At 71.6% G+C, this 25040-nt stretch carries 22 protein-coding genes; 5 read left to right on the top strand and 17 right to left on the bottom strand.

The window, feature by feature from the left end:
• Positions 1 to 117: 117 nt before the first annotated feature.
• From pheT to infC, 7 genes are all read right to left on the bottom strand, one after another.
• Positions 118 to 2628 (bottom strand): phenylalanine--tRNA ligase subunit beta, encoded by a 2511-nt coding sequence (pheT, locus tag AC07AG_RS32235; RefSeq protein ID WP_478759651.1) that lies wholly within the window; start codon positions 2626 to 2628, stop codon positions 118 to 120.
• Entirely contained in the window at positions 2628 to 3755 is a 1128-nt protein-coding gene (pheS, locus tag AC07AG_RS32230; protein WP_478759650.1) for a phenylalanine--tRNA ligase subunit alpha, read from the bottom strand. The genes pheT and pheS overlap by 1 nt, the downstream gene beginning before the upstream one ends.
• A 167-nt stretch (positions 3756 to 3922) precedes the next feature.
• A complete protein-coding gene (locus AC07AG_RS32225) occupies positions 3923 to 5074 on the bottom strand; it encodes a sensor histidine kinase (protein ID WP_478759649.1) in 1152 nt (383 codons plus the stop codon).
• 55 nt (positions 5075 to 5129) lie between these two features.
• On the bottom strand, positions 5130 to 5975 hold the full coding sequence (locus tag AC07AG_RS32220; RefSeq protein WP_478759648.1) for a TrmH family RNA methyltransferase: 846 nt from the start codon (positions 5973 to 5975) through the stop codon (positions 5130 to 5132).
• A gap of 174 nt (positions 5976 to 6149) precedes the next feature.
• A complete protein-coding gene (gene rplT / locus AC07AG_RS32215) occupies positions 6150 to 6533 on the bottom strand; it encodes a 50S ribosomal protein L20 (protein ID WP_003970214.1) in 384 nt (127 codons plus the stop codon).
• 94 nt (positions 6534 to 6627) lie between these two features.
• Positions 6628 to 6822 carry a 50S ribosomal protein L35 gene (gene rpmI, locus AC07AG_RS32210; RefSeq protein ID WP_135330421.1) on the bottom strand — a complete coding sequence of 65 codons (195 nt, stop codon included), beginning with the start codon at positions 6820 to 6822 and terminating at the stop codon, positions 6628 to 6630.
• 120 nt (positions 6823 to 6942) lie between these two features.
• Positions 6943 to 7623 (bottom strand): translation initiation factor IF-3, encoded by a 681-nt coding sequence (gene infC, locus AC07AG_RS32205; protein WP_478759954.1) that lies wholly within the window; start codon positions 7621 to 7623, stop codon positions 6943 to 6945.
• Between the two features lie 401 nt (positions 7624 to 8024).
• Here infC and AC07AG_RS32200 point away from each other — a divergent pair, with 401 nt between their 5' ends.
• Positions 8025 to 8402 (top strand): DUF1844 domain-containing protein, encoded by a 378-nt coding sequence (locus AC07AG_RS32200; protein ID WP_478759647.1) that lies wholly within the window; start codon positions 8025 to 8027, stop codon positions 8400 to 8402.
• A 4-nt stretch (positions 8403 to 8406) separates the two neighbouring features.
• Here the strand turns inward: AC07AG_RS32200 and AC07AG_RS32195 are convergent, their stop codons facing one another.
• From AC07AG_RS32195 to AC07AG_RS32185, 3 genes are read right to left on the bottom strand one after another with little or no spacing between them, the layout of a single operon-like run.
• Positions 8407 to 9141 carry an SseB family protein gene (locus AC07AG_RS32195; protein ID WP_478759646.1) on the bottom strand — a complete coding sequence of 245 codons (735 nt, stop codon included), beginning with the start codon at positions 9139 to 9141 and terminating at the stop codon, positions 8407 to 8409.
• A 10-nt stretch (positions 9142 to 9151) separates the two neighbouring features.
• A complete protein-coding gene (gene mycP / locus AC07AG_RS32190) occupies positions 9152 to 10342 on the bottom strand; it encodes a type VII secretion-associated serine protease mycosin (RefSeq protein ID WP_478759645.1) in 1191 nt (396 codons plus the stop codon).
• Positions 10339 to 11928 carry a hypothetical protein gene (locus tag AC07AG_RS32185; protein ID WP_478759644.1) on the bottom strand — a complete coding sequence of 530 codons (1590 nt, stop codon included), beginning with the start codon at positions 11926 to 11928 and terminating at the stop codon, positions 10339 to 10341. Before AC07AG_RS32185 ends, mycP begins: the two co-directional genes overlap by 4 nt.
• Before the next feature lie 228 nt (positions 11929 to 12156).
• On the opposite strand from AC07AG_RS32185, the gene AC07AG_RS32180 reads away from it, so the two are divergent.
• On the top strand, positions 12157 to 13359 hold the full coding sequence (locus AC07AG_RS32180; protein ID WP_478759643.1) for an amino acid deaminase/aldolase: 1203 nt from the start codon (positions 12157 to 12159) through the stop codon (positions 13357 to 13359).
• 37 nt (positions 13360 to 13396) lie between these two features.
• Here AC07AG_RS32180 and AC07AG_RS32175 read toward each other — a convergent pair whose 3' ends face one another.
• The 6 genes from AC07AG_RS32175 to AC07AG_RS32150 all read right to left on the bottom strand — a co-directional run bounded on the left by AC07AG_RS32175 (position 13397) and on the right by AC07AG_RS32150 (position 20675).
• Entirely contained in the window at positions 13397 to 14365 is a 969-nt protein-coding gene (locus AC07AG_RS32175) for a DUF2510 domain-containing protein (RefSeq protein WP_478759642.1), read from the bottom strand.
• Between the two features lie 55 nt (positions 14366 to 14420).
• The gene (locus tag AC07AG_RS32170; protein WP_478759641.1) at positions 14421 to 15716 is read right to left on the bottom strand and encodes an HAD family hydrolase; all 1296 of its coding nucleotides are present in this window, start codon (positions 15714 to 15716) and stop codon (positions 14421 to 14423) included.
• Between the two features lie 33 nt (positions 15717 to 15749).
• On the bottom strand, positions 15750 to 17048 hold the full coding sequence (locus tag AC07AG_RS32165) for a haloacid dehalogenase-like hydrolase (RefSeq protein ID WP_478759640.1): 1299 nt from the start codon (positions 17046 to 17048) through the stop codon (positions 15750 to 15752).
• 78 nt (positions 17049 to 17126) lie between these two features.
• On the bottom strand, positions 17127 to 17909 hold the full coding sequence (locus AC07AG_RS32160; protein ID WP_478759639.1) for a 3-oxoacyl-ACP reductase: 783 nt from the start codon (positions 17907 to 17909) through the stop codon (positions 17127 to 17129).
• Between the two features lie 5 nt (positions 17910 to 17914).
• A complete protein-coding gene (locus tag AC07AG_RS32155; RefSeq protein WP_478759638.1) occupies positions 17915 to 19297 on the bottom strand; it encodes an aldehyde dehydrogenase family protein in 1383 nt (460 codons plus the stop codon).
• A 7-nt stretch (positions 19298 to 19304) separates the two neighbouring features.
• Positions 19305 to 20675 (bottom strand): glutamine synthetase family protein, encoded by a 1371-nt coding sequence (locus tag AC07AG_RS32150; protein WP_478759637.1) that lies wholly within the window; start codon positions 20673 to 20675, stop codon positions 19305 to 19307.
• A 77-nt stretch (positions 20676 to 20752) separates the two neighbouring features.
• Here AC07AG_RS32150 and AC07AG_RS32145 point away from each other — a divergent pair, with 77 nt between their 5' ends.
• The 3 genes from AC07AG_RS32145 to AC07AG_RS32135 all read left to right on the top strand — a co-directional run bounded on the left by AC07AG_RS32145 (position 20753) and on the right by AC07AG_RS32135 (position 23903).
• Positions 20753 to 21532, top strand: a complete 780-nt coding sequence (locus AC07AG_RS32145; RefSeq protein ID WP_478759636.1) for a FadR/GntR family transcriptional regulator — start codon at positions 20753 to 20755, stop codon at positions 21530 to 21532.
• Positions 21533 to 21714: 182 nt separating this feature from the next.
• Positions 21715 to 23160 (top strand): ethanolamine permease, encoded by a 1446-nt coding sequence (gene eat, locus AC07AG_RS32140; protein ID WP_478759635.1) that lies wholly within the window; start codon positions 21715 to 21717, stop codon positions 23158 to 23160.
• 26 nt (positions 23161 to 23186) lie between these two features.
• Entirely contained in the window at positions 23187 to 23903 is a 717-nt protein-coding gene (locus AC07AG_RS32135) for a gamma-glutamyl-gamma-aminobutyrate hydrolase family protein (protein ID WP_478759634.1), read from the top strand.
• Between the two features lie 150 nt (positions 23904 to 24053).
• On the opposite strand, the gene AC07AG_RS32130 is transcribed toward AC07AG_RS32135, so the two are convergent.
• Complete coding sequence (locus AC07AG_RS32130; protein ID WP_478759633.1) at positions 24054 to 25001, bottom strand: LysR family transcriptional regulator; 948 nt, start codon at positions 24999 to 25001, stop codon at positions 24054 to 24056.
• Positions 25002 to 25040: the final 39 nt, after the last annotated feature.

The raw sequence follows: 25040 nt of genomic DNA, 5'->3' as shown, positions 1-25040 counted from the left end.
GCCGATCGGGCCAGAGAGGGCTTACTAGTCACTCAAACGAGTGAAGGGCGTACCCGGAGGTCCGGATACGCCCTTCTATGCGCCTCTTGTGCGCCTGGCGGCGACTACGGGCGGTGACTACGCTCCGCGCAGCACCGCGCCGGTCCGCTCGGCCGCCAGAGCGACGGCCGCGTCACGGGCCGCGGAGGCCTCGTCGACGGTCAGCGTGCGGTCGGCCGCGCGGAAGCGCAGCGCGTACGCGAGGGACTTCTTGCCCGCGCCGATCTGCTCGCCGGTGAAGACGTCGAACAGGCGGATGGACTCCAGGAGTTCACCCGCGCCCTCGCGCAGCACCTTCTCGACGTCGGCGGCCGGAACGCCCCCGTCGACGACGAGCGCGACGTCCTGCGTGGCGACCGGGAAGGTGGAGATCTTCGGCCCCTGCGGGACACCGGCGCCGGCGTCCTCCAGAGCGTCCAGGTCGAGCTCCATCGCACAGGTGCGCGCGGGCAGACCGAGCGCCTTGACGACGCGCGGGTGCAGCTCGCCCGCGTGCCCGATGACCTGCTCCGCGCCATCGATCACCACGGCGAGCTCGGCGCACCGGCCCGGGTGCCACGGGCCGTACTGGCCCTGGCGCACGAGCAGTTCGGTGCCCGACTCGGCGGCCAGGGCGCGCGCGGCCTGGATCGCGTCGGCCCACTCGGACGGACGGCCCTTGCCCCACCAGCCGGCCTGCTCGCGGGCGCCCGCGAGGACGACGGCGGCGTGCCGCGGCTGCACGGGGAGCGCCTCGGTCAGGGAGGCGACCTCCTCGTCCGTGGGCCGGCGGTCGACGGGCAGACGCACCGCGATGCGCGCCTCCTCACGCGGCTGGAAGACCAGCCCCGTCTCGAAGAGCGCCAGGTCGTGGCTGCCGCGGCCTTCGTTGCGGCGCAGCGCGCCGAGCAGCCCCGGAAGCAGCGTCGTACGAAGAGCGGGCTCCTCGTCGGAGAGCGGGTTGACCAGCTTCACGACCCGGCGCTTGGGGTCGCCGGGCTCCAGGCCCAGCTGGTCGAAGACCTGCTCGCCGATGAAGGGGTAGTTCGGCGCCTCGACGAATCCGCTCCCTGCGAGCGCGCGGCCGATGCGGCGGTGCAGCCGCTGCCGGTCGGTGAGCCCGCGGCCCGCGGGGGGCTTGGGCAGCGTCGACGGGAGGTTCTCGTACCCCTCGAGCCGGATGACCTCTTCGGCGAGGTCGTTCGGCTCGGCGAGGTCGGGACGCCAGGAGGGCACGGTGACGGTCAGGGCGTCCTGGCCGTAGACGTCGCAGCCGACTTCCTGCAGGCGGCGCACGACGGTCTCGCGGCCGTACTCCACACCGGCGACCTTGTCCGGGTGATCGGCGGGCATGCTGATCGTGTGGGGCGCGGAGGGCGCGATGACCTCGGTGACCCCGGTCTCGGCGGTACCGCCCGCGAGCAGCACGAGGAGATCCACCGTGCGCTGCGCGGCGGCGGACGCGGCCTGTGGGTCGACGCCGCGCTCGAAGCGCTTGGCCGCCTCGGAGGGCAGCTTGTGGCGGCGGGCCGTGCGGGCGATGGAGATCGCGTCGAAGTGCGCGGCCTCGATGACGACGTCCGTGGTGCCGGCCGCCTCTTCGTGGTCCGCGATCTCGGTGTTGGCACCGCCCATGACACCCGCGAGGCCGATGGGGCCGCGGTCGTCGGTGATGACCAGGTCCTCGGCGTCCAGGACGCGCTTGGCGCCGTCGAGCGTCGTGAACTTCTCACCCTGCTCGGCACGGCGCACGCCGATCGTGCCCTCGATGCGGGAGCGGTCGTAGGCGTGCAGCGGCTGGCCGAGCTCCAGCATCACGTAGTTCGTGATGTCGACGGCGAGCGAGATCGGGCGCATGCCCGCCTTCTGCAGGCGGCGCTGCAGCCAGATCGGCGACCGGGACTCGGGCCGCAGACCCGTGACCGTGCGCGCGGTGAAGCGGTCGCAGCCCATCGGGTCGGAGATCTTGACCGGGTAGCCGGAGGCGTTCGGCGCGGGCACGTCCAGGAGCGCCGGGTCGCGCAGCGGCAGGCCGTACGCGATGGCGGTCTCGCGGGCGACGCCGCGCATCGACAGGGCGTAGCCGCGGTCGGGCGTGACGGCGATGTCCAGGACCTCGTCGACCAGTTCGAGCAGCTTGATGGCGTCGGTGCCGACCTCGTGCTCGGGCGGAAGGACGATGATGCCGGCGCTTCCGTCGTCGCCCATGCCCAGCTCGTCGCCGGAGCAGATCATGCCGTGCGAGGTCTTGCCGTACGTCTTGCGCGCGGCGATCTTGAAGTCGCCGGGCAGGACGGCGCCGGGCAGCACGACGACGACCTTGTCGCCGACCGCGAAGTTCCGGGCGCCGCAGACGATCTCCTGCGGCTCACCGGTGCCGTTGGCGGAGCCGACGTCGACGGTGCAGAAGCGGATGGGCTTCTTGAACTCCGTCAGCTCCTCGATGGTGAGGACCTTGCCGACGACGAGCGGACCGGTGAGGCCCGCGCCGACCTGCTCGACGGTCTCGACCTCGAGGCCGACCTCGATGAGCTTGGCCTGTACGTCACGGCCGGTCTCGGTGGCGGGGAGATCGACGTACTCCCGCAGCCAGGAAAGCGGGACCCGCATCAGATCTCCATCCCGAAGGGCCGGGTGAACCGGACGTCACCCTCGACCATGTCTCGCATGTCTTCGACGTTGTGGCGGAACATCAGCATCCGTTCGATGCCGAACCCGAAGGCGAATCCGCTGTACTTCTGGGGGTCGACGCCGCAGGCGGTGAGCACCTTCGGGTTGACCATGCCGCAGCCGCCCAGCTCGATCCAGCCCTCGCTGCCGCAGGTGCGGCAGGGGCGGTCGGGGTTGCCCACGGACTCGCCACGGCAGACGTAGCAGACCATGTCCATCTCGGCGGACGGCTCGGTGAACGGGAAGTAGTTCGGACGCAGGCGCGTCTTCATGTCCGCGCCGAAGAGCGACTGGACCATGTGGTCCAGGGTGCCCTTGAGGTCGGCCATGGTCAGGCCCTCGTCCACGGCGAGCAGCTCGATCTGGTGGAAGACCGGGGTGTGCGTCGCGTCCAGTTCGTCCGTGCGGTACACACGGCCGGGGCAGACGATGTAGACGGGCGGCTCGCGGTCGAGCATCGCGCGGGCCTGCACGGGAGAGGTGTGCGTGCGCAGCACGACACCGGACTCGTCCCCGTCGGTGCCTGCCGGCCCGTCGACGAAGAACGTGTCCTGCATCTGCCGGGCCGGGTGGTCCGGGGTGAAGTTCAGGGCGTCGAAGTTGAACCACTCCGCCTCGACCTCGGGGCCCTCCGCGATCTCGTAGCCCATGGCGACGAAGACGTCCGCGACGCGCTCCATGAACGTGGTCAGCGGGTGCCGGGCGCCGGCCGGGACGCGGTCGTACGGCAGCGTGACGTCCACTGCCTCCTCGACGAGCACCCGGGCGTCGCGCTCGGCCTCGAGCTCGGTCTGCCGGGCGGCGAGCGCCTTGCTCACGGCGCCGCGCGCCATGCCGACGCGCTTGCCGGCCTCGGCCTTGGCCTGCGGGGGCAGCGCGCCGATCTCGCGGTTGGCGAGGGCCAGCGGCGAGGTGCCGCCGGTGTGCGCGACCTTGGCCTCCTGGAGCTGTTCGAGGTCGCCCGCGGCGGCGAAGGCGGCGAGCGCCTCGTCCCGCATGCGCTCGATCTCTTCAGGTTTCAGTGCCTCGACCTCAACAGGGTCGTACGACTTGTTCGGTGCCGACATCTCTTCCCGTGCTTCCGGTTGGCTGGTGATGGTCCCCGTCTACGACTCGGAGACGAATCGTCCACATAGGGGGACGCAAACGTGCCAAGGATCGAGTCTAACGGGGGTGGCGCAGGTGAATGAGCCCGCGGGCGGTGCTCGGGCGGATCAGAGGTGATCGGTGACGATCACAGGAGATATGCCGGAGTGCCCACGGGCAACGTAAATCGGAACTGGGCGCCGCCACCGGGCGCGCGGCCGACGGTGATCGTCCCGCCGTGCGCCTCCACGATGCCCTTCACGATGTACAACCCCAGTCCCGTCCCGCCGCGCTTGCTGCCCCGCCAGAAGCGGGTGAAGACACGGCCCATCGATTCCTCCGGAATGCCGGACCCCTCGTCGCTCACGGTCACGGCCGTCTCTGCGCCGCCCTGCTCGCGCGGGGATGCCTTCGACGATGCTGCCACGTCGATGGTGACGGTTCCTTCGCCGTGCCGCACCGCATTTTCCAGGAGATTGCTGAGCACCTGGTCGATCTTGTCGGGGTCGGCCCAGCAGTCGGGCAGCGGCCGCTGTATCCGGACGAGGAAGCGGTCCGCGTCCTGGCCGGACGCGACATGGGCCTGGATGTGGCGGCCGACGGCGGCACCGATGTCGACGGGCTGGCGGCGCAGTTCCAGCCGCCCTGAGTCGATGCGGGAGATGTCGAGGAGCTCGGCGATGAGCCGCGTGACGCGGTTGGCGTCGGCGTCCACCGTCTCCAGCATCAGTTTCTTCTGGTCGTCGGTGAAGCGCTCCCACTTGGCGAGCAGTGTCGCCGTGAAGCCCTTCACGGAGGTGAGGGGCGAGCGGAGCTCGTGGGCGACGGTGGCGATCAGCTCCGCGTGGCTGCGCTCGGTGCGGCGGCGGGCCTCGGTGTCGCGGATGGAGACGACGACGCGGCGTACGGGCCCGGTGGGCGCGGTGCGCACATAGCGCGCGGAGACGAGGACCTCACGCCCGCCGGGGAGCAGCAGATTGCGCTCGGGCTGGGCGAAACGGGTGGCGATGCCGCCGTACGGATCGGTCAGCTGCCACCAGCGGCGGCCTTCGAGGTCCTCTAACGGCAGGGCACGCTCCAGCGGAGCGCCCAGGGCGTCGGACGCGAGCACCGCGGTGATGCGCGCGGCCGCGGCGTTGAAGCAGATGACCGTGCCCGACTCGTCCGCGACGACGAGGCCGTCGGGGAGGTCGTCCGGGTGGATGCCGAGCCCGTCGCCGAGGTCACCGAGGGCGCCATGGTCCGCGCGAGTACACAGGATGTCCTGTACTCCCGGTGATCTGCTCGTGCCGATGCTCATTCCCCGTACCCCACCTCTCGGACCGGCGCAGGAGGCCTCCGAGCCCGTCACCCTACTAGCTGGGAGTGACGGAACGGCACCCTCCAGCCGCACGCTGTGCACGGGCGGACGCATAGAGGCACACGGCCGCCGCCGTCGCGAGGTTGAGGCTTTCGGCTCTGCCGTGGATCGGAACGCGCACCACGGCGTCGGCGAGTGCGCGGGTCTCCTCCGGCAGGCCCCAGGCCTCGTTGCCGAAGACCCAGGCGGAAGGAGTGCCCATGGTGCCCTTGTCGAGCTCGTCGTCGAGGTCGTCCTCGCCCGCCCCGTCGGCGGCCAGGATCCGCACACCCGCGTCCTTCAGCCCCTGGACGGCCCGCTCGACGGGTACGCCGACGGCGACGGGCAGATGGAACAGCGAACCGACGGACGCACGCACGCACTTGGGGTTGTAGAGATCCACGGAGGCATCCGTCAGGACGACCGCGTCGGCTCCCGCGGCGTCGGCGCACCGCAGCACGGTGCCGGCGTTCCCGGGGTCACGGACGTGCGCGAGGACGGCGACCAGCTTGGGCCGTGCGGCGAGGATGCTGTCGAAGGGGGTGTCGACGAACCGGCAGACCCCGACGAGCCCCTGCGGCGTCACGGTCGTCGAGATGTCGGCGATGACGTCCTCGTCCGCCAGGTGCAGACGGGCACCGGCGGCACGGGCCTCGCCGACGATGTCGGCGTAGCGGTCGGCGGCGTCCACGGTGGCGAACAGCTCGACGAGCGTGTCCGGGTACGCGGCGGCCTCCCGCACGGCCTGCGGCCCCTCGGCGAGAAACAGCTGCTCCTTGCCCCGGAAGTTCCGCTTGGCCAGCCGCCGTGCGGCGCTGACACGGGACGACTTGGGGGAGATCAACTCGGGGCTGGCAACCATGAAACTCACCTCGGGGAGAGCGCCCCGTCAGGGGCGCGGGGAACTGCGCGCTCAGCCGGAGACGGCGGGCGGACGGCAGACGGCAGAGGGCGGCGGACACGAGGCCGGACGCAAGCGGACCCGCAGGCCAGTAGGCCTGCGGGTCCGCGAGCAACGCTCAGGTACGGCGCGGCGTCAGGCAGCCTTGGGGGCGTTGACGTCCGACGGCAGGGCCTTCTGCGCAACCTCGACGAGCGCGGCGAACGCGTTCGCGTCGTTGACGGCCAGCTCGGCCAGGATCTTGCGGTCCACCTCGATGTTGGCGGCCTTCAGACCCTGGATGAGGCGGTTGTACGTCATGCCGTTCTGGCGGGCAGCGGCGTTGATGCGCTGGATCCACAGCTGACGGAAGTCGCCCTTGCGCTTCTTGCGATCGTTGTAGTTGTAGACCAGGGAGTGGGTGACCTGCTCCTTGGCCTTGCGGTACAGGCGCGAACGCTGGCCGCGGTAGCCGCTGGCCGCTTCGAGGATCGCCCGACGCTTCTTGTGGGCGTTGACTGCCCGCTTGACGCGTGCCACTTGTTAACTCCTTGTAGCGGGGTCGTGGTTGGACTCACACGACCCGGTATCGATTGGGTCCCGGTCAGAGTTCAGGCGCGGTGTGCGCCAGGACTCACTTGCCGAGAAGCTTCTTGATCTTCTTGGCGTCGCCCGGGGCCATCTCGGCGTTGCCGCTGAGGCGACGCGTCAGACGGGACGACTTGTGCTCGAGCAGGTGGCGCTTGCCGGCGCGCTCACGGAGCACCTTGCCGGAGCCGGTGATCTTGAAGCGCTTGCTGGCACCGCTGTGCGTCTTGTTCTTCGGCATAGCGCCGTTCTCTCCTCGTCATTGGCACTCCCTGCCGTTACCGGTTCCTGCGAACCGTGGGCAGGGAGCGTCAGATGTATCGGTTGTCGTTCGGGGCGCGCGTGGGAGGCGCGTCCTGAATCAGGCCTCTGCAGGCTCCTCGGCGGGCGCCTCGGCCTCGGCGGCGGCCTCGGCAGGAGCCTCGGCGGGCTCCTCCTCCGCGACGGCGTTCTGCGAGCGGCCCGGGTTGGCCTTCGCGTCTGCCTTGCGGACAGCCTGGGCCTCGCGGGCCTCGGCCATGGCTTCGGTCTTCTTCTTGTGCGGACCGAGGACCATGATCATGTTTCGGCCGTCCTGCTTCGGGTTCGACTCGATGAACCCGAGGTCTTCGACGTCGTTCGCGAGACGCTGCAGCAGTCGGTAGCCGAGCTCCGGCCGGGACTGCTCGCGACCACGGAACATGATCGTGATCTTGACCTTGTCGCCCTGCTTGAGGAACCGGACGACGTGACCCTTCTTGGTGTCATAGTCGTGCGGGTCGATCTTCGGCCGGAGCTTCATCTCCTTGATGACCGTGTGCGCCTGGTTCTTGCGCGCCTCACGGGCCTTCATGGCCGACTCGTACTTGAACTTCCCGTAGTCCATGAGCTTGCACACGGGCGGACGGGCAGTAGCCGCCACCTCGACCAGGTCGAGGTCGTACTCCTGTGCAAGTTCCAGGGCCTTGGCAAGCGGAACAATCCCGACCTGCTCGCCGCTGGGACCGACAAGTCGCACCTCGGGAACGCGAATCCGGTCGTTGATGCGGGGCTCGGCGCTGATGGATCCTCCTCGGTAGCACCACGCGGCGGTCTGGCGGACAGCCGCGTTACGTCTGTTGTCTCGACCAACCGAGTGAGTACATAAAAAATGCCCCAACCGATCACAGGAAGGGGCTCCATTACTACCGGAGCACCTCCGCGGTGATCGCGGGGCGCATCTCGGGCCTGCCGTAGTCTCGGGGACTGCGGCCGCCTGACCGGTGACCTGCCGCTCCGGGGAGCGACTAGGTGGGAAGCGGAGCCTCCACTTGTGGGCCGGGTCTCTGCGTGGCACGCGAGTGTCCGGCCGGTCGTTACACAAGGTTAGCAGCTCCGCGGGGGTGGGGCTAACCAACGGCGCCGTGCAGTCCGCACGGACTCCCGCGGGACACTCCGGACGGGGCTCCGCTTATCGTGTGGGACATGAGCGACGCGACCCCCACCCCCGAGTCCGCCACCGGCGGCTCCCCCGACTTCGACACCCTGACCCGTGACATCGCGGACGTCCCCGCGGTCGAGGTGATCACCACGGTCGCCGTCCACCTGATGAGCGCCGCGGCCGTGAACCTGGGCCTCGCCGAGGGCGGCGAGGGCCACAAGGACCTCGACGAGGCCCGCAAGCTGATCCACTCGCTCGCCGGCCTGATGGACGCGAGCGCCACGGAGATCTCCTCGTTCCACGCGGCCCCGCTGCGCGACGGCCTGAAGTCGCTGCAGCTGGCCTTCCGCGAGGCCTCCGACGTGCCGGACGAGCCGGGCCAGGGTCCGGGCGAGAAGTACACGGGCCCGGTCTTCGGCTGACCTCTCAGGCTTCTCGTACGTAGAAGGGCTCGCCCGGTGGCGTCGCCCCGGCCGGCAGCAGTGCCAGGTCGAGGCCGCTCACCAGGCGGGCCCTCAGTGTTTCGTCGGCCGCGATGTGCCCGGCGACACGCTGGGCGGCTTCGGCCGGGTCCGCCGAGGGGTCCAGGACCAGCGCGAGGGTGCCGTCCGCGGTGCCCGCGCCGAGGTGGGCGCGCAGAACGGCGGGCTCGGCGGCGACGGCCGCGCGCACGGCGGCCGTGACAGCGGGGTCGGCGAGCGGGTCCCGGGTGTGACGGCCTTCGGAGAGGGCGATCAGGGCGGGCCGGTTGATCTCGTAGGGAACGGGTCCCGCGAGATCGAGCACGATCGTGTCGGCCTGTTCGTGGGCGGCGGCCTGGAGCGCCTGGTGCAGGGGGACGGCGACGGGCCGTGCCTCCGGGTCCCACAGGGCGAGGGCCTGGGTCGAGGTGAACGCGGGCAGTGCCTTGCGGTCGCCCGCCTTGAGGGTGGGGACGGCCATGTCGCTGGACTTCTCGCGGCGCAGCCCGTTCGCGTCCTCCTCGACCTCGCCGAGCACGGCGACCACGGGGACCAGCAGCCGGGCGCCGGTCAGCGCCTCCAGGACGGGGCCGTGGGCCGTGCGGTCGTCGGCCCACGCGGTCAGGGCCGCGGTGAGCCGGGGGTCGGCGGAGCCGTCGTCGTCGGAGAAGCCGGGGTCCGGGATGTTCTTGTTCGCCACGGCACCGACCCTATCGACCCTGGTCCGGGACCTGTCGAGCGGTGCCTGGGCGGGCTTGGCGACGGCCGCGCCAGAGGTAGACCGCCGCTGCCAGGAGGGCCACGCCGAGGCCGCCCGCGACCGGGCCCACCCAGCCGGCGGGTCCGCCGTCGCCCGCGTCCTCGTCGGGACCCGGGCCGAAGTACTTCTTCCCGTACGCCGCGGAGCTCAGCTCCTCCGGCTTCTTCTTGCCGCCCTCGGCGATCGCGGCCGCCGGGTCGATGAAGCCGAAGCCGTGCGAGTCGTCGCGGCCACCGCTGGGCACGTCCCGTGCGGTGTCCTCCAGGAGCTGCTTGATCTGGGGCGGGGTGAGGCCGGGGTGGGCGGCGCGGATGAGGGCGACGGCGCCCGAGACGAACGCCGAGGCGGCGCTGGTGCCCCAGCCTTCGTAGTACTCGCGGTCGGGGTCGGCGATGACGATCTTCTTGCCGGGGGCGCTGACGGTGGCGTACCAGCGGCGGGTGGAGAAGGAGGCGCGGTCGCCGTTCGCGTCGACGGCGGTGGCGGCGATGACTCCGGGATAGGCCGCCGGGTACGAGATGTGGTCGCCGCGCTCGCCGCCGTTGCCCGCCGACGCGACGACGACGGCGCCCTTCTTCAGGGCGTACTGGACCGCGGCGTCCTCGGCGGGTTCGGGGTGGGCGGACTTGGAGTCGTCGCCGAGGGAGAGGTTGATGACGTCGGCGCCGTGGTCGGCGGCCCAGCGGATGCCGTCCGCCAGCGCGTTGCCCCGGGTGTTGCGGGCCTTCGCGCGGTCCGGGTCGCCGTCCTCCAGGATGACGCGGATCGGCAGGATCCTCGCCTCCGGGGCGATGCCGACGACGCCGTCGCCGTTGCCCGCGCCGTGCCCGTGGCCCGCGATGATGCCGGCCATGGCGGTGCCGTGCCGGGCCCAGGGGCGGTCGCCCTTCTTCGCCCCGAAGCCGACCATGTCCTTGCCTTCGAGGACGCTGCCGGTCAGGTCGGGGTGGTCGCGGTCTATGCCGGTGTCCAGGACGGCGACGGTGATGCCCTTGCCCTTGGTGGTCTGCCAGGCCTGGCCGGTGTGCATGGCGTCCAGGGCCCACTGCTGTGCGCGTATGCCGTCGTCGGCGTGCGCGGTGGCGGGCAGGAGCGCGAGCGAGGCGGCGAGGGCGGCGACCGCCCACCGGCGGGTTCTCATGAGGGCTTCTCCGTGGCCGCGATGGTCTTGCGCAGGCGCCGCTCGACGCGGTCGGCGATGCCCTTCGCCTCGTTGCCGAGGCCCGCCTGGGCGGGGGCGGTGGTGTCGGAGGTGTTCATGGCCTCTTCGGCGGGCTCGGGTTCGGTGACCGTACGCCCGTCGGCGAAACCGGAGACGGCGAAGGCGACGACGGGGGCGTCCGGGAGCACGGAGACCGTCCAGGACGCGCGCTGGGCGTCGCCGAAGTCCGCGGCCGGGGTGCCCTTGGCCGCGTACGGCCGTGGCATCAGGTCGGGGCGCCGGTCAAGGCCTTCCTCCGTGAAGCGGGTGCGCAGGGAGCGCATCGCTTCGGCGTCGGCCTTGGTGAACAGCAGGCCCACGGTGGTGACATGGCTGCGGGTCGCGTCCGTGTACGTGGCGCGCAGCAGCCTCAGGCAGCCCGCCGGGGCGAGTGCCTTGCGCAGGAGCGGGTCGAAGGCGCCCTTGCAGGTGCTGTCGGGGGCGACGGCGACACGGGTCCAGGTGCGGTCGGCTCCGCCGGGTCCCGCGCCCTCCCCCTTGATGGTCGCCGGGAAGAGCTGGTCGACGGGCACGCTGTGCCAGAGCTCGCCCGCCACGGCGTACGCGTTGGGCGATGCGCTCGCCCCCTCGGTTCCCCCGGTCAGCCAACTCCCGGTGGCGGCGCCCCCGATGAGCCCGAGCCCGAGCACGACACAGGCGGCGGCCGCGGTCACGCGGGGCTGCACCCAGGTGCGGACGGGCCGCAGCCGCGTGGTGCTGTCGTCGTAGAGCGCGGGCCGCGCGAACGCCACGAAGGGCCGCCCCGCCCCGGGTCCCGGCGTCAGGTCGACGGCGCCGACCGCGCGGCGGGCGGCGGTGGTCCGGGGAGTGCGGGCGTACGCGTGGGTCTGCGAGGTCGCGGGCTCGGTGGGGGGCGCCGGGGGCGTCGGCGTGGGCGTGACAGCCTCCGGCGCGGATGCCGATGCGGATGCGGGTGCGGAGTCGGACGGGGACGCGGCTGCGGGCTCCGACGCGGACCAGGGCGGTGGCGCGATCCCGGCAAGCGGCGCGGGCCCCGGGTGGGCCTCAGGTATGTCCGCGGATACTGCGGATACAGCGGACACAGCCACAGCCGACGGCGGTGCGGCAGGCATCGGGGGGCGGAGTCGGTACTCCGCCGCGTCCGGTTCGCTCTCCGCGTCCGGGCCCGGCACGCCGACGTACGGCGGAGCAGGAGGGCGCGGCGGCAGGAGCGGCGCTTCGGCGGCGGGCGTCTGGGCGGAGGCGGGGGCAGGGTCAGGCACCGGCGCGTGCGCGCGCGTCGTCGCCGGAGGCGGCGCGTCGGGAAAACGCGCCGAAGCGGGCGGCGGAGGCGGTGACGGCAACTGCTCGCCATCAGCGTCCTGCTGGTCGTCCGGTGACGCGGCGGGCCCCGGCTCCCTCGCCCGGTCGAAGGGCGCCAGCAGGTCCTCGAGTATGGAGTCGCCGTCCTCGGGCGCGGGGTCGGCCACCGGCGGTGGCGGCGGGGAGCACTCACCGTCGCCCGGCGTCCGCGGACGCCCGTCCGGGAAGCGCGCGGATGGCACGGGAGGCGCCGGGGAGGCAGGCGGGCCCGGCGGTGGGGGTGGAGTCGTGGGACGTGGCGGGACGGGAGCCCGTCGCGCTTCCGTGCTCATGCACCCCCCGTTTCCTCGCTCTTCTGCGCGTAACTCTAAGGGCAGATTCCGGTCGTGAGGGAACCAGTCCGCACCCCCGGGCGATCTGCCCGGATCATCCCCCTACCCTCGGGTAATCCCGTCTGGCAGGCTTCGGCCATGACAGCCCGTGCAGCAGACAGGGCCCGCTACGACCGGGCCACCGCGCACCTCGACGCCCCCGTCGCGATCGTCGACCTGGAGGCGTTCGACGCCAATGCCGACGACCTCGTGCGCCGGGCCGGCGGGAAGCCGATCCGGGTCGCGAGCAAGTCCGTACGCTGCCGGGCGCTGCTCGAACGCGTCCTGGCCCGCGACGGCTTCGCCGGGATCATGTCCTACACGCTCGCCGAGTCCCTGTGGCTCGCGCGGTCCGGGTTCGACGACGTCCTGCTCGCCTACCCTTCGGCCGACCGGGCCGCCTTCGCAGAGCTCGCCGCCGACCCGAAGCTCGCTTCCTCGGTGACCGTGATGATCGACGACCCGGCGCAGCTGCGGCTCATCGACGAGGCCAGGGGCGACGGGCGCGAAGAGGTCCGGGTCTGCCTGGAGTTGGACACCGCCTACAAGATCCTCGGCGGGCGCGTGCGGATCGGGGCGCTGCGCTCGCCCCTGCACTCCCCCGTCCAAGTCGCCGCGCTCGCCCGCGCCGTGGCCCGGCGGCCGGGGTTCCGGCTCGTGGGCGTGATGGCGTACGAAGGGCATGTGGCGGGGGTCGGTGACGCGGTCGCAGGGCATCCCGCGCGCTCCCGTGCCATCCGGCTGATGCAGACCGCCGCCCGCAAGGAGCTCGCCGCCCGGCGGGCCGAGACCATCCGCGCGGTGCGGGCGGTCGCCCCGGACCTGGAGTTCGTCAACGGCGGCGGCACCGGCAGCGTGCAGCACACCGCGGCCGAGCGGGCCGTGACCGAGATCGCCGCGGGGTCGGGCCTGTACGTACCGCGCCTCTTCGACAACTACACGTCGTTCAGCGGGCGTCCGGCCGCGCTCTTCGCCCAGCCCGTCGTGCGCCGCCCCGGCGTCGGCACGGTGACCGTGCTCGGCGGCGGCTACCCCGCGTCGGGTGCCGCGGGACCCGACCGCTCCCCTGTGCCCTATCTCCCGGAAGGGCTGCGCTACGACCCGCAGGAGGGTGCGGGCGAGGTGCAGACACCGCTGCTCGGCGCGCCCGCGGACGACCTGCTGATCGGCGACAAGGTGTGGTTCCGGCACGCCAAGGCCGGGGAGATGTGCGAGCGGTTCGACGCGCTGCGGCTCGTCGAGGGCGACCGCGTGACGGCCACCGTGCCGACGTACCGGGGAGAGGGGCACACCTTCCTCTGAGCCCCGGGAACGTCAGGGCGTTGAGACCCCGGGAGCGTCAGGGCGTCGCGCCCACGCTGTTGCCCACGCCGCCGCTCGTCCCCTCGGCACCGACCGGGCGGATCCCCTTGGTGATCTTGTCCAGGTCGGCGAGCGGCGGCGCGCCTTCGCCGGTCCGCGCGTCGATCGCGAAGCGGATGATGACCATCGCCTCGGAGCCGACGCTCGAGGGGAACGCCAAGGACTGGACGTACCCGCCGGGGCCCTTGTTCGTGCGGACGCGCCAGCGCACGAGGTATCCGGAGCGGCCCGCGACCGCGACGGTCCCCTCCTTGACCTTCTCGTGGCTCGCGATGCCGCCGAAGGGCTTCATGCCGACCTTGTCCTCGTCGTACGCCCGGTCCGCGGCGTCCTTGATGTCCCGCTGGGCCAGTGCCTTGGGCGAGCGCTCGTCCGTCGCCGTCGAGGTGCGCGAGTAGACCGTGCCGTGGCGGCAGAGGCTGCCCTCGCCGGGGCAGTCGTAGACGTCCGGGGTGCGGACGGTCGGATCGCCGCCGACGGTGCTGTCGGCCTTCTCCCAGCCGTCGGGGACCGGGATCGTGATGCCGTTGAGCTGGTCGACGAGGGTGGAGGGGTCGGGGTCCGGCGCCGACGTGGTGGGCGTCGGCGAGGTCGGCGTGGGGCTGTCCGCCGGCTCCGAGGTGGTCGGCGCCTGCGGTCCTGCCTGCGGGTCGCGGTCGTCCTCGCGCAGGAGCACCACGCCCGTGACGATCGACGCGACCAGGACGACCCCGGCGGTGGCGAGGGCCACCACCTTGGCCCGGCCTCCTGCGGAGGTCCCGGGCAGCGGCTGGACCTGGGTCCGGTCCTGCGGCGGGCCGAACCCCGGCTGCGCCTGGCCCGTTCGAGGGGCCGCGGGCGCACGCCGGTGCTCGGTCCACGCGGACCCGTCCCACCAGCGCTCGACGGGCTGTGCCGGGGGCGCCGACGGGTCCGGGTACCAGCCGGGAGGAGGCGACATGCTCATCCCGGCACTCTAGGACGTGCCGCGAAGATCAGAACAGTCGGAGCAGTCGGAACGGTCAGAACACAGCGTCCGCCTGATCAGGCACCACGGAGCCGTCTTCGCGCAGGACCGGGCCCTTGCTGCCGTCCGGTGCGTTGTACGCGGCCGTCGAGCACGGGTAGAGGTCCGGCTTCTGCTTCATGGGCTCGATGAACATGGGGTTCACGACCCAGCGGCCGTCGGCGTTGTCGTAGCCGCGGCACATGACCTCGTTCTTGTTGCGGTTCAGGACGAGGTGCGCGCCCGTGGCGTCGCCGACGAACGTCACGTCCGTGTCGGCGTCACCGCCGCCGAGGGCGATGCGGTGGGAGGGGTCCTGCTTGTCCCAGGCCGACTTGCCCTTGACTCCGTAGATCTCCTGGTTGATCCAGCAGCGCTTGCCGTCGATGTACGGGATGGCCTCGCCCTTGTTCACCGGTACGTCGCCGCAGCCCTGGTTCCAGGTGGTGATCCGGCCCTTGCGGTCGAGGACCGAGCGGATGGCGATGGTGTGCTTCCGGTCGATGCCGACGCCCTTCGACCAGACCTCCGTCACCGGCTCCGAGCCCGCCGAGACGATGTAGACGTCGAACCCGGCCTTCTTGAGCGTGCGGATGAGGTCGCGCTGCTGGTCGTAGTAGCGGGCGTAACCGGGGATCTCGTGCGTGCCGACGGTCTGGGTGGCGCCGATCGGGGCCGCGAGCACCTGCTTGCGGGCCTTCGCGGCGTACGACTCCAGTTCGGGGACGGTGTGTCCGGCGAAGAGCTGGGGCACCCAGGCGTACTGCGGGACGGTGTGCCGGTGGTCCCACTCGCCGGCGAAGGCGGCGGCGCCGCTCATCGTCCTGCCGTCCTCGCGGACCTCGAAGATCTCGTCGGCGCAGTCGGTGTCGGTGGAGGTGGGCAGCGGCTTGCCGACCGGCACCTTCGTGCCGCAGGCCTTGGTGAGCGCCTTGTCCGCCTCGTCGGTCATCCACTTGCTGGTGGACTTCCAGCTGGCGGGGCGAAGGATCTTGTCGTGGTGGAGGGACCAGGCGATCGTCGCGTCGGTGATGTCGTTCTTGACGACGGTGTTGTCCCAGTCGAAGGCGGCGACGGGACGCTTCTGGTCGTGCCCCCGGTGGGAGCCGCAGCGTCCGCGCTCGTCGATCATCTGCTGGAGCCGGTCGCGGTTGTCGCCGAACCAGGTCAGCTTCTTGGACAGCTGCGGGCAATGGGCCTTCGCAGCGGGGGAGTTCGCGGGCGTGGCGGCGGCCGCGGGGAGCGTCGCAGGCACGGCCGCCAGAGTGGCGGCCGTGGCCAGCGTCAACGCCAAGGCATGTCTGTTGCGCATGCGCATGGACCGTACATCAATCTCGGGGCACGGTCAGGATCCGTGCACCGTGTCCTTCTGGTCGGGGATGACGGACCAGTCGGCGCGGCGCACCGGGCCTTCCTTGCCGTCCCGTTCGGTGTAACCGGTGCTGGCGCACGGGTAGGGCTTCGCGAGCCTGCCCTTGGGCTCGATGAACATGGGGTTCACCAGCCAGCGGCCGTCGCCGTTGTCGTAGGCGCGGCACATCAGCTCGTTCTTGTTGCGGTTCAGGACGAGCCGCAGGGCCGTGGCGTCACGCAGGAAGGAGATGTCGGTGTCGGAGTCCCCTGCCGCGAACACCTGCCGCTTGTGGGCCGGTTGGACCTTCTCGGCGGCGGCGCCCCGGAGTCCGTGGATCTCCTGGTTGATCCAGCAGCGCTTCCCGTCGATGTACGTGATCATCGAGTCGTCGCCGTCCTTGACGGTGCCGCAGCCCGCCAGATGGGCCGTCAGCTTCCCGTGCGCGGTGACGTTGCGGATGCCGATGGTGTGCCGGGCGTCGACGCCGACGCCCTTCGCCCACACCTCGGCGACCGGCTCGGGCGACGCGGAGACCACGTAGACGTCGAACCCGGCCTTCTTGAGCGTACGGATCAGATCGCGCTGCTGGTCGTAGTAGCGGACCCAGCCGGTGAACTTGCCGGTGCCGACCTGCTGTTCGGTGCCTACAGGCGCGGCGAGGTTCTCCTTGCGGGCCGCGGCGGCGAAGCCCTCGACCTGCCGGGTGGACCAGCCGCGGGTGAGCTGGGCAAGCCAGGCGTACTGGGGTTCCATGCGGCGGTGGTCGAAGCCGGCGAAGGCCGCGTCGCCGCCGGTGGTGGTGCCCTCGCTGTAGACGGAGGCGATCTCGTCGGCGCAGTCCGTGTCGCGGCGCGTGGGCAGGGTGGTGCCGGTGGCGGGGCAGGCCTTGGCCAGGGCCTTGGCCGCCGGGTCGGTGAGGTAGCGGCTCGTGGTGTGCCAGTCGGCGCCGCGAGGCGTACGTATCTTGCTGTTGCGCAGGAGCCAGAACATGGTGGCGTCACCGACGTCGTTCTTGATGACCGTGTTGTCCCAGTCGAAGGCGGCGACGGGCTTGGCGGCGCCCTTGTGGCTGCCGCCGCAGCGCCCGTACGTGTCGATCATCTTCTGGAGTCTGGCCCGGTTGTCGCCGTACCAGCCCGGGGAGACGGTGAGCCTGGGGCACTTCTCGGCCCGGGAGCCGGTGGCCGGGGCGGGCTGGGTGGCCTGAGCGGTCGCCTGGACGGAGACGAGTCCGGTGGCGGCGACGGCGAGGACGGCTGCGGCCGCGGCGCAGCGGCGCTTGAGGTTCATGAACACACTCCTGTGTCTACGCAGGACAGCCGGGCGTCGTGCGACGCCCGGCTGTCGGGGGGATTGCTGCGGGGTGAACTACACGGGCGTGACGTACGCGCCCGCGATGCCGCCGTCGACGAGGAAGTCGGTGGCGTTCACGAAGGAGGAGTCGTCGCTGGCGAGGAACGCCACGGCGGCGGCGAGCTCGTCGGCCTCGGCGAAGCGGCCCACGGGGATGTGGACGAGGCGGCGGGCGGCACGCTCGGGGTCCTTGGCGAAGAGCTCCCGCAGGAGCGGGGTGTTGACCGGGCCGGGGCACAGCGCGTTCACGCGGATGCCCTCGCGGGCGAACTGCACGCCCAGCTCGCGGGACATCGCGAGGACGCCGCCCTTGGACGCGGTGTACGAGATCTGCGAGGTCGCGGCGCCCATCCTGGCCACGAACGACGCGGTGTTGATGATCGAGCCCTTGCCCTGGCGCCGCATGTAGGGGATGGCGGCCTTGCAGCACAGGAAGACGGAGGTGAGGTTGACGTCCTGGACGCGCTTCCAGGCCTCGAGGCCCGTGTCCAGGATGGAGTCGTCGTCGGGCGGCGAGATGCCCGCGTTGTTGAAGGCGATGTCGACCGAGCCGTAGGTGTCGTACGCGGTCTTGAAGAGCGCCTCGACCTGCTCGGCGTCGGTGACGTCGACCTTGACGAAGGTGCCGCCGACCTCGTCGGCCGCCGCCTTTCCCGCGGCCTCGTCGATGTCGCCGCAGACGACGTGCGCGCCCTCGGAGGCGAGGCGGCGCGCGGTGGCGAGGCCGATGCCGCTGCCGGCGCCGGTGACGACGGCGGTGCGGCCGACCAGGCGGCGGCAGATGATTGCTTCGGTCATGGTGCTCAGGCCTCCGTGCTGATGAAGACGTTCTTGGTTTCCGTGAAAGCGGCGAGCGCGTCCGGGCCGAGCTCACGACCGAGTCCGGACTGCTTGTAACCCCCGAACGGGGTCCAATAGCGCACGCTAGAGTGCGAGTTGACGGACAGGTTCCCGGCCTGGACGGCCTGGGAGACCCGCAGGGCCCTGCTGACGTCCCGCGTCCAGATCGATCCCGAAAGGCCGTACTCGGTCGCGTTGGCGAGGCGGATCGCGTCGGCCTCGTCCTCGAAGGGGAGGACGACGGCGACCGGGCCGAAGACCTCTTCCGTCGCCACCGGCGACGCGGCTTCGGCGTCGGTGAGGAGCGTCGGCGGGAACCAGAAGCCGGGCCCTTCGGGGGCCGTTCCGTGGATTCCGGCGCCGGAGGGGACGTACGACCGCACGCGCTCCAGCTGGGACCTGGAGATCAGCGGGCCCATCTGGGTCTTCTCGTCGGCCGGGTCGCCGACGACGACGGACTCGACGGCCGGTCCGACGATCTCCAGGAAGCGGTCGTACACCGAGCGCTGCACGAGGATGCGGGTGCGGGCGCAGCAGTCCTGGCCGGAGTTGTCGAGGTACGACATGGGGGTGGCGAGGGCGGCGGCCTCCACGTCCGCGTCGGCGAAGACGATGTTCGGGCTCTTGCCGCCGAGTTCGAGCGTCACGCGCTTCACTCGGTCGGCGCACTTGGCCATGATCTGTTTGCCGACGCGCGTGGAGCCGGTGAACACGATCTTGGCGACGCCGGGGTGCTCGACGAGGGCGTTGCCCGCGACGTCCCCGGCACCGGGCAGGACCTGGAAGAGCCCCTCGGGGAGGCCCGCCTCCAGGGCGAGTTCGGCGAGGCGGAGCGCGGTCAGCGGGGTCGTCTCCGCGGGCTTCAGGATGACCGCGTTGCCTGCCGCGAGCGCCGGGGCCGTGCCCCATGCCGCGATGGGCATCGGGAAGTTCCAGGGCGCGATGACGCCGACGACCCCGAGGGGTTCGAGGATCGTGACGTTCAGGCCGCCGGGCACCGGGATCTGACGGCCGCTCAGCCGTTCCACTCCCCCGGCCGCGAAGTCGAGGAGATCACGGACGTTGCCCGCCTCCCAGCGTGCGTTGCCGATGACGTGTCCGGCTTCGCGCACCTCCAACTGGGCGAGTTCTTCGACGTGTTCGTCGACGGCCACGGCGAAGCGGCGCAGCAGGCGGGCGCGGTCGGCGGGGGCCACGGCGGCCCACTTCACCTGCGCCGCGGATGCGCGTGCGACTGCGGCGTCGATGTCCTGTGCGGTGGCGGCGGGGACGGTCGCGACGACCTCTTCCGTCGCCGGGTTCAGTACGTCGAGGTTCAGCACTTCGAGGTTCTGTACGTCGGGCAAGGGTGCCTCACATGCGTTCGAAGGAGCGGCGGAGCTCCCAGTCGGTCACCGCGGAGTCGAAGGCGTCCAGTTCGACCCGGGCCATGTTGCTGTAGTGCGCGACCACCTCGTCGCCGAAGGCTGCCTTGGCGATGGCGCTGTTCTCCCAGAGCTCGGCGGCCTCGCGCAGGGTGGTGGGGACGTGCGCGTAGTCACCGGTGTAGGCGTTGCCCGTGCACTCCTCGGGCAGTTCGAGCTTCTGCTCCATGCCGTGCAGACCGGCGGCCACGAGTCCGGCGACCGCGAGGTGCGGGTTCACGTCGCCGCCCGGCAGACGGTTCTCGAAGCGCATCGAGCGGCCGTGGCCCACGACGCGCAGGGCGCAGGTGCGGTTGTCGTAGCCCCAGGCGGCGGCGGTCGGCGCGAACGAGCCCGGCCGGAACCGCTTGTAGGAGTTGATGTTGGGCGCGTAGAGGAGCGAGAAGTCGCGGAGCGCGGCGAGCTGCCCGGCGAGGAAGTGCCGCATGACGGGCGACATACCACCGGGGTCGCTCGATGAACCGGCCATGGCGTTGTTGCCGTCGGCGTCCGCGAGTGAGAGGTGGATGTGACAGGAGTTGCCCTCGCGCTCGTTGTACTTGGCCATGAAGGTGAGCGAGACACCTTCCTGGGACGCGATCTCCTTGGCGCCGGTCTTGTAGATGGCGTGCTGGTCGCAGGTGACGAGGGCGTCGTCGTAGCGGAACACGATCTCGTGCTGGCCCGGATTGCACTCGCCCTTGGCCGACTCGACGACGAGTCCGGCGGCCGCCATGTCGTTGCGGATGCGGCGCAGGAGCGGCTCGATGCGTCCCGTGCCGAGCACGGAGTAGTCGATGTTGTACTGGTTCGCCGGGGTCAGGGCCTTGTAGCCGGAGTCCCAGGCCTGCTCGTAGGTGTCCTTGAAGACGATGAACTCCAGCTCCGTGCCGACGTTGGCGGTGAAGCCGAGTTCGGCGAGCCGGTCGAGCTGGCGGCGCAGGATCTGGCGGGGCGCGGCCACGACGGGCGAGGAGTCGTTCCAGGCGAGGTCCGCGATGAGCATCGCGGTGCCTTCGTTCCAGGGAACGCGGCGCAGGGTGCTGAGGTCGGGGCGCATGGCGAAGTCGCCGTAGCCGCGGTCCCAGGAGGACATCGCGTATCCCTCGACGGTGTTCATCTCCGCGTCGACGGCCAGGAGGTAGTTGCAGCCCTCCGTGCCGTTCTCCAGGACGTCGTCGAGGAAGAACGGGGCGGCGAACCGCTTGCCCTGGAGCCGCCCTTGCATATCGGGGAAGGCCAGGACGACAGTGTCGATCTCGCCGCTCGTGACGAGAGCACGCAGCTCCTCGATCCCGAGCGGGGGTGTGCGGTCTGCCACGGGAAAATCCTCCTTGGGTCAGCCGAGAGCCATAAGGTATTGCCGAGAACCATTGATTGGGAAGGGGGTACGGCCAGATGTCGCACACGGATGCCGACGCGGATGCCGACGCGGCCGCCGACACAGGTGACGCGGCCGCCACGGCCGCCGACGACCGGCTCACACCGGTCCTTCGCCCCGTACGGGCGGGCAACGGCTTCGAGGAGGCCCTGGAGCAGATCCTCCAGGTCGTACGCCTCGGCCTGGTGCCCGGCGGTGAACGCCTGCCGTCGGAGCGGGAGTTGGCCGACCGGCTCGGCATCAGCCGGGTGACGCTGCGCGAGGTCCTCAAGGTGCTCCAGGACCAGGGCCTCGTCGAGTCGCGGCGGGGCAGGTACGGCGGCACGTTCGTGCGCCCGCGCCCCGAGGCGGGGGGCGAGGACGAGCTGCGGCGGCGCGTGGCGGACGTCGACGTCGAGGACGCGCTGCGGTTCCGCGAGGTCCTGGAGGTCGGCGCGGCCGGGCTCTGCGCGGCGCACGGCCTGAGCGACGAGCAGCGCGAGCGGCTGCGCACGGCGCTCGCGCAGACCCATGAGGCGCCACTCTCCGAGTACCGCCGCCAGGACACGCTCCTGCACCTGACCCTCGCCGAGCTCTGCGGCTCCCCCTCGCTCACCGCGCAGTACGCGGCGGTCCGCGCGACCGTCAACGACCTCCTGGACTGCATCCCCCTCTTGGTACGGAACCTGGAGCATTCGCAGCGCCAGCACACCGCCCTCGTCGAGGCGGTGCTCGACGGGGACGCGGACGGGGCGCGGGAGATGATGCGCGAGCACTGCGGCGGCACGGCCGCCTTGCTGCGGGGCTTCCTGACATAAGGGGCAGGGCGCGGGGGATTAACCACGGCGTAACGCAGGGGTCTTGATTTCTCGGCGGTGGCACGGCAAAGGTATGGATCCGTTCCATTGAGTCACCCTCAGCGTTCCGTCACCCCGTTGTTTCCGACACCCCGTTGTTCCGTCACCCCGCCGCAGCGCCACCGCCGCATAGGAGCCGTGCCATGACCGTGGAGTCCACCAAGACGAGTGCCGCCGAACCGGCGGACGACTATCTGGAGCGGAGAACACTGCGCAGAGGCAGCGCGGGCTGGCTGCTCCTCACCGGCCTCGGCGTCGCGTACGTCGTCTCCGGCGACTTCTCGGGCTGGAACTTCGGCCTGGCGGAAGGCGGCTTCGGCGGCCTGGCGATCGCCATGGCGCTCATGGGCGTGATGTACGCCTGCATGGTGTTCTCGCTGGCTGAACTGTCGTCGGTCCTGCCCACCGCCGGCGGCGGCTACGGCTTCGCGCGCCGGGCGCTCGGCCCGTGGGGCGGATTCCTGACCGGCACGGCGATCCTCATCGAGTACATCCTGGCGCCCGCGGCGATCTCCATCTTCATCGGCGACTACGTCGAGTCTCTCGGCCTCTTCGGCCTGACCTCGGGCTGGCCCGTCTATCTGGCCTGCTTCGTCGTCTTCATCGGCATCCACCTGTGGGGCGTCGGCGAGGCGCTGCGCTTCAGCTTCGTCGTCACGGGCATCGCGGTGGCGGCGCTGCTCGTCTTCGCGGTCGGCGCGTTCATGGACTTCGACGCGTCGAAGCTGAACGACATCCCCGTGGAGGCGGACGCCTTCGGCGCCAACTCCTGGCTGCCGATGGGGCTTTTGGGCATCTGGGCGGCGTTCCCGTTCGGCATGTGGTTCTTCCTCGGTGTCGAGGGCGTGCCGCTGGCGGCCGAGGAGACGAAGGACCCGGCGCGCACGCTGCCGCGCGCGATCCGCTGGTCGATGGCCATCCTCGTCGTGCTCGCGCTCCTCACGTTCTTCGCGTCGGCCGGAGCGCGCGGCGCGAACGCGATCCAGGATGCGGGCAACCCGCTGGTGGAGGCGCTGCAGCCGGGCGGCGACGCGACAGCGCTCAGCCGCATCGTCAACTACGCGGGCCTGGCCGGCCTTGTGGCGTCGTTCTTCTCCCTGATCTACGCGGGCTCGCGCCAGCTCTTCGCCCTGTCGAGGGCGGGCTACCTGCCGAGGTTCCTGTCGCTCACGAGCAGCCGCAAGGCCCCCTACCTGGGCCTCCTGGTGCCCGGGGCGATCGGCTTCGGCCTGGCGGCGGCGACCGGGGACGGCGCGCGGATGCTGAACGTGGCGGTGTTCGGCGCGACCATCTCGTACGCGCTGATGTCGCTCTCGCACATCGTGCTGCGCCGCAGGGAGCCGGGCCTCGAACGGCCCTACCGCACGCCGGGCGGCATGCTGACCTCGTCGGTGGCGCTGGTCCTCGCGTGCTCGGCGCTGGTCGCGACGTTCCTGGTGGACGTGACGGCGGCGCTGATCGCGCTCGGGGTATACGTGGTCGCGATCGCGTACTTCGGCATCTACAGCCGCAAGCGGCTCGTGGCGCGGGCGCCGGAGGAGGAGTTCGCGGCGCTCGCCGCCGCGGAGGCGGAACTGGAACGCGACTGAGCGTGAGGGACATGAAGGAGACGAGGGTGAGCGAGACCACCGGCAGGCCGCTGATCGGTGTCAGCACGTATCTGGAGGCGAAGGCGGGCTGGGGCGTGTGGGAGCTGCCGGCGGCGCTGCTCCCCGTCGGCTACCCGCGGCTCGTGCAGGCGGCGGGCGGCATCGCCGCGATGCTTCCGCCGGACGATCCTTCGTACGCGGATGAAGTCGTCGCCAGGCTCGACGGCGTGGTCATCGCGGGTGGGCCCGATGTCGATCCCGTCCGTTACGGCTCGGAGCGTGAGGAGCGCACAGGCCCTCCGGCGCCGGAGCGGGACGCGTGGGAACTGGCGCTGATCGAGGCGGCGTTGGCGTCGGGGACGCCGCTGCTCGGCATCTGCAGGGGCATGCAGCTCCTGAACGTGGCGCTGGGGGGCACGCTGGTGCAGCACATGGAGGGACACGTGGAGGCGGTGGGCGTCTTCGGCACGCACGAGGTGAAGCCGGTTCCGGGCACGCTGTACGAGTCGATCGCTCCGGCCGCGTCGGCCGTCCCGACCTACCACCACCAGGCGGTGGACCGCCTGGGCCGGGACCTGGTGGTGTCGGCGTACGCGGCGGACGGCACGGTGGAGGCGGTGGAACGGCCGTCCGGGAGCTGGGTCCTCGGCGTGCAGTGGCACCCGGAGATGGGTGAGGATCTCCGGGTCATGGCGGCGCTGGTCCGCGCGGCGAGGCCTTCGGCGGGCGGGGGGATCGCCTGAACCTCCGCGTTGTCCGCGCCGCGGGGTCGGCTCTGCGGCCGGGGGCGCGCCTGAACCCGGCGGCACGGCGCCCCCGGGCACTCCCTCCGGCAGGACCTCTCCCTCCCACCCACCCGATTGCCCCGCAGCACACTGGCCCGCGACCCCCTGCTAAGCCGACCCCGCCCGCGTCAGCGACAGCAGATCTCGTGCCGGGCCCGTCGGCCGATGCCCCGTCGGCCACACCGCCCGCAGGGCCCTGCGCAACCGGACCCCCTCCAGGGGAATGTTCACCAGCCGCCGGGCCGACAGCTCCTCCCCCACCGCCAGCTCACTCAGCACCGCGGGCCCCGCCCCGTTCACCGCCGACGCCTTCACCGCGGTGGTGGACGACAGCTCGATCAGCGGGCGGGCCAGGCCGCCGAGCGCCGCGTCGAGGACCTGCCGCGTCCCCGAACCCTCCTCCCGGAGAATCAGCGGCGTGGCCGCCAACTCCGCTGCCTCCAGCGGCTTTCGGCGCCGCGCCCACGGGTGACCGGGCGCCGTGACGACGATCAGGCTGTCGTGGGCGATGACCGCCGAGTCCAGGCCGCTCGGCACCGCGAGCCCTTCGACGAAGCCGAGGTCCGCATCGCCCGCGATGAGCCGCTCCGCGACCGCGGTCGAGTTGCCGGCCGTCAACGACACCGCCGTGTCCGGCCGCTGGGTCCGCAGCGCGATCAGCCAGCCCGGCAGCAGATACTCGGCGATCGTCATGCTCGCCGCGACCCGCAGCCGCGAGTCCCGCCGGTCCCGCAGCGCCTGCGCGCCCGCGTCGAACGCCTCCGCCGCCTCCACGATCCGCCGCGCCCAGTCCGTGACGAGCGCCCCCGCGTCGGTGAGCTGCGAGCCGCGCGGCGACCTGTCGACGAGCGCGACCCCGAGCTGCCGCTCCATCGACCGGATGCGGCTGCTCGCGGCGGGCTGCGTGATGCCCAGCTCCTTCGCGGCCCGCCCCAGGCTGCCGAGCCGTGCCACGGCGAGCAGCAGTTCGAGCGCCCCGAGGTCCGGCACGCGATGTGCGAGCGGTGCCCCCGGCGACGTGTCGGACGCGGCGGCGGAACCAGAAGACGTACCCATAAGCCCAGGTTATGCCCTCATACGAAGGTGCCTCCTGGT

Source organism: Streptomyces sp. NPDC044044 (assembly GCF_056434405.1).
This window is presented reverse-complemented; position numbering and strand designations above follow the sequence as displayed.

What these genes read in the sequence shown, in the direction of transcription:
- pheT (WP_478759651.1), bottom strand. Translation starts at nt 2,628, where the DNA reads ATGCGGGTCCCGCTTTCCTGGCTGCGGGAGTACGTCGATCTCCCCGCC.
- pheS (WP_478759650.1), bottom strand. Translation starts at nt 3,755, where the DNA reads ATGTCGGCACCGAACAAGTCGTACGACCCTGTTGAGGTCGAGGCACTG.
- AC07AG_RS32225 (WP_478759649.1), bottom strand. Translation starts at nt 5,074, where the DNA reads ATGAGCATCGGCACGAGCAGATCACCGGGAGTACAGGACATCCTGTGT.
- AC07AG_RS32220 (WP_478759648.1), bottom strand. Translation starts at nt 5,975, where the DNA reads ATGGTTGCCAGCCCCGAGTTGATCTCCCCCAAGTCGTCCCGTGTCAGC.
- rpmI (WP_135330421.1), bottom strand. Translation starts at nt 6,822, where the DNA reads ATGCCGAAGAACAAGACGCACAGCGGTGCCAGCAAGCGCTTCAAGATC.
- AC07AG_RS32200 (WP_478759647.1), top strand. Translation starts at nt 8,025, where the DNA reads ATGAGCGACGCGACCCCCACCCCCGAGTCCGCCACCGGCGGCTCCCCC.
- mycP (WP_478759645.1), bottom strand. Translation starts at nt 10,342, where the DNA reads ATGAGAACCCGCCGGTGGGCGGTCGCCGCCCTCGCCGCCTCGCTCGCG.
- AC07AG_RS32180 (WP_478759643.1), top strand. Translation starts at nt 12,157, where the DNA reads ATGACAGCCCGTGCAGCAGACAGGGCCCGCTACGACCGGGCCACCGCG.
- AC07AG_RS32175 (WP_478759642.1), bottom strand. Translation starts at nt 14,365, where the DNA reads ATGAGCATGTCGCCTCCTCCCGGCTGGTACCCGGACCCGTCGGCGCCC.
- AC07AG_RS32170 (WP_478759641.1), bottom strand. Translation starts at nt 15,716, where the DNA reads ATGCGCAACAGACATGCCTTGGCGTTGACGCTGGCCACGGCCGCCACT.
- AC07AG_RS32165 (WP_478759640.1), bottom strand. Translation starts at nt 17,048, where the DNA reads ATGAACCTCAAGCGCCGCTGCGCCGCGGCCGCAGCCGTCCTCGCCGTC.
- AC07AG_RS32160 (WP_478759639.1), bottom strand. Translation starts at nt 17,909, where the DNA reads ATGACCGAAGCAATCATCTGCCGCCGCCTGGTCGGCCGCACCGCCGTC.
- AC07AG_RS32145 (WP_478759636.1), top strand. Translation starts at nt 20,753, where the DNA reads ATGTCGCACACGGATGCCGACGCGGATGCCGACGCGGCCGCCGACACA.
- eat (WP_478759635.1), top strand. Translation starts at nt 21,715, where the DNA reads ATGACCGTGGAGTCCACCAAGACGAGTGCCGCCGAACCGGCGGACGAC.
- AC07AG_RS32130 (WP_478759633.1), bottom strand. Translation starts at nt 25,001, where the DNA reads ATGGGTACGTCTTCTGGTTCCGCCGCCGCGTCCGACACGTCGCCGGGG.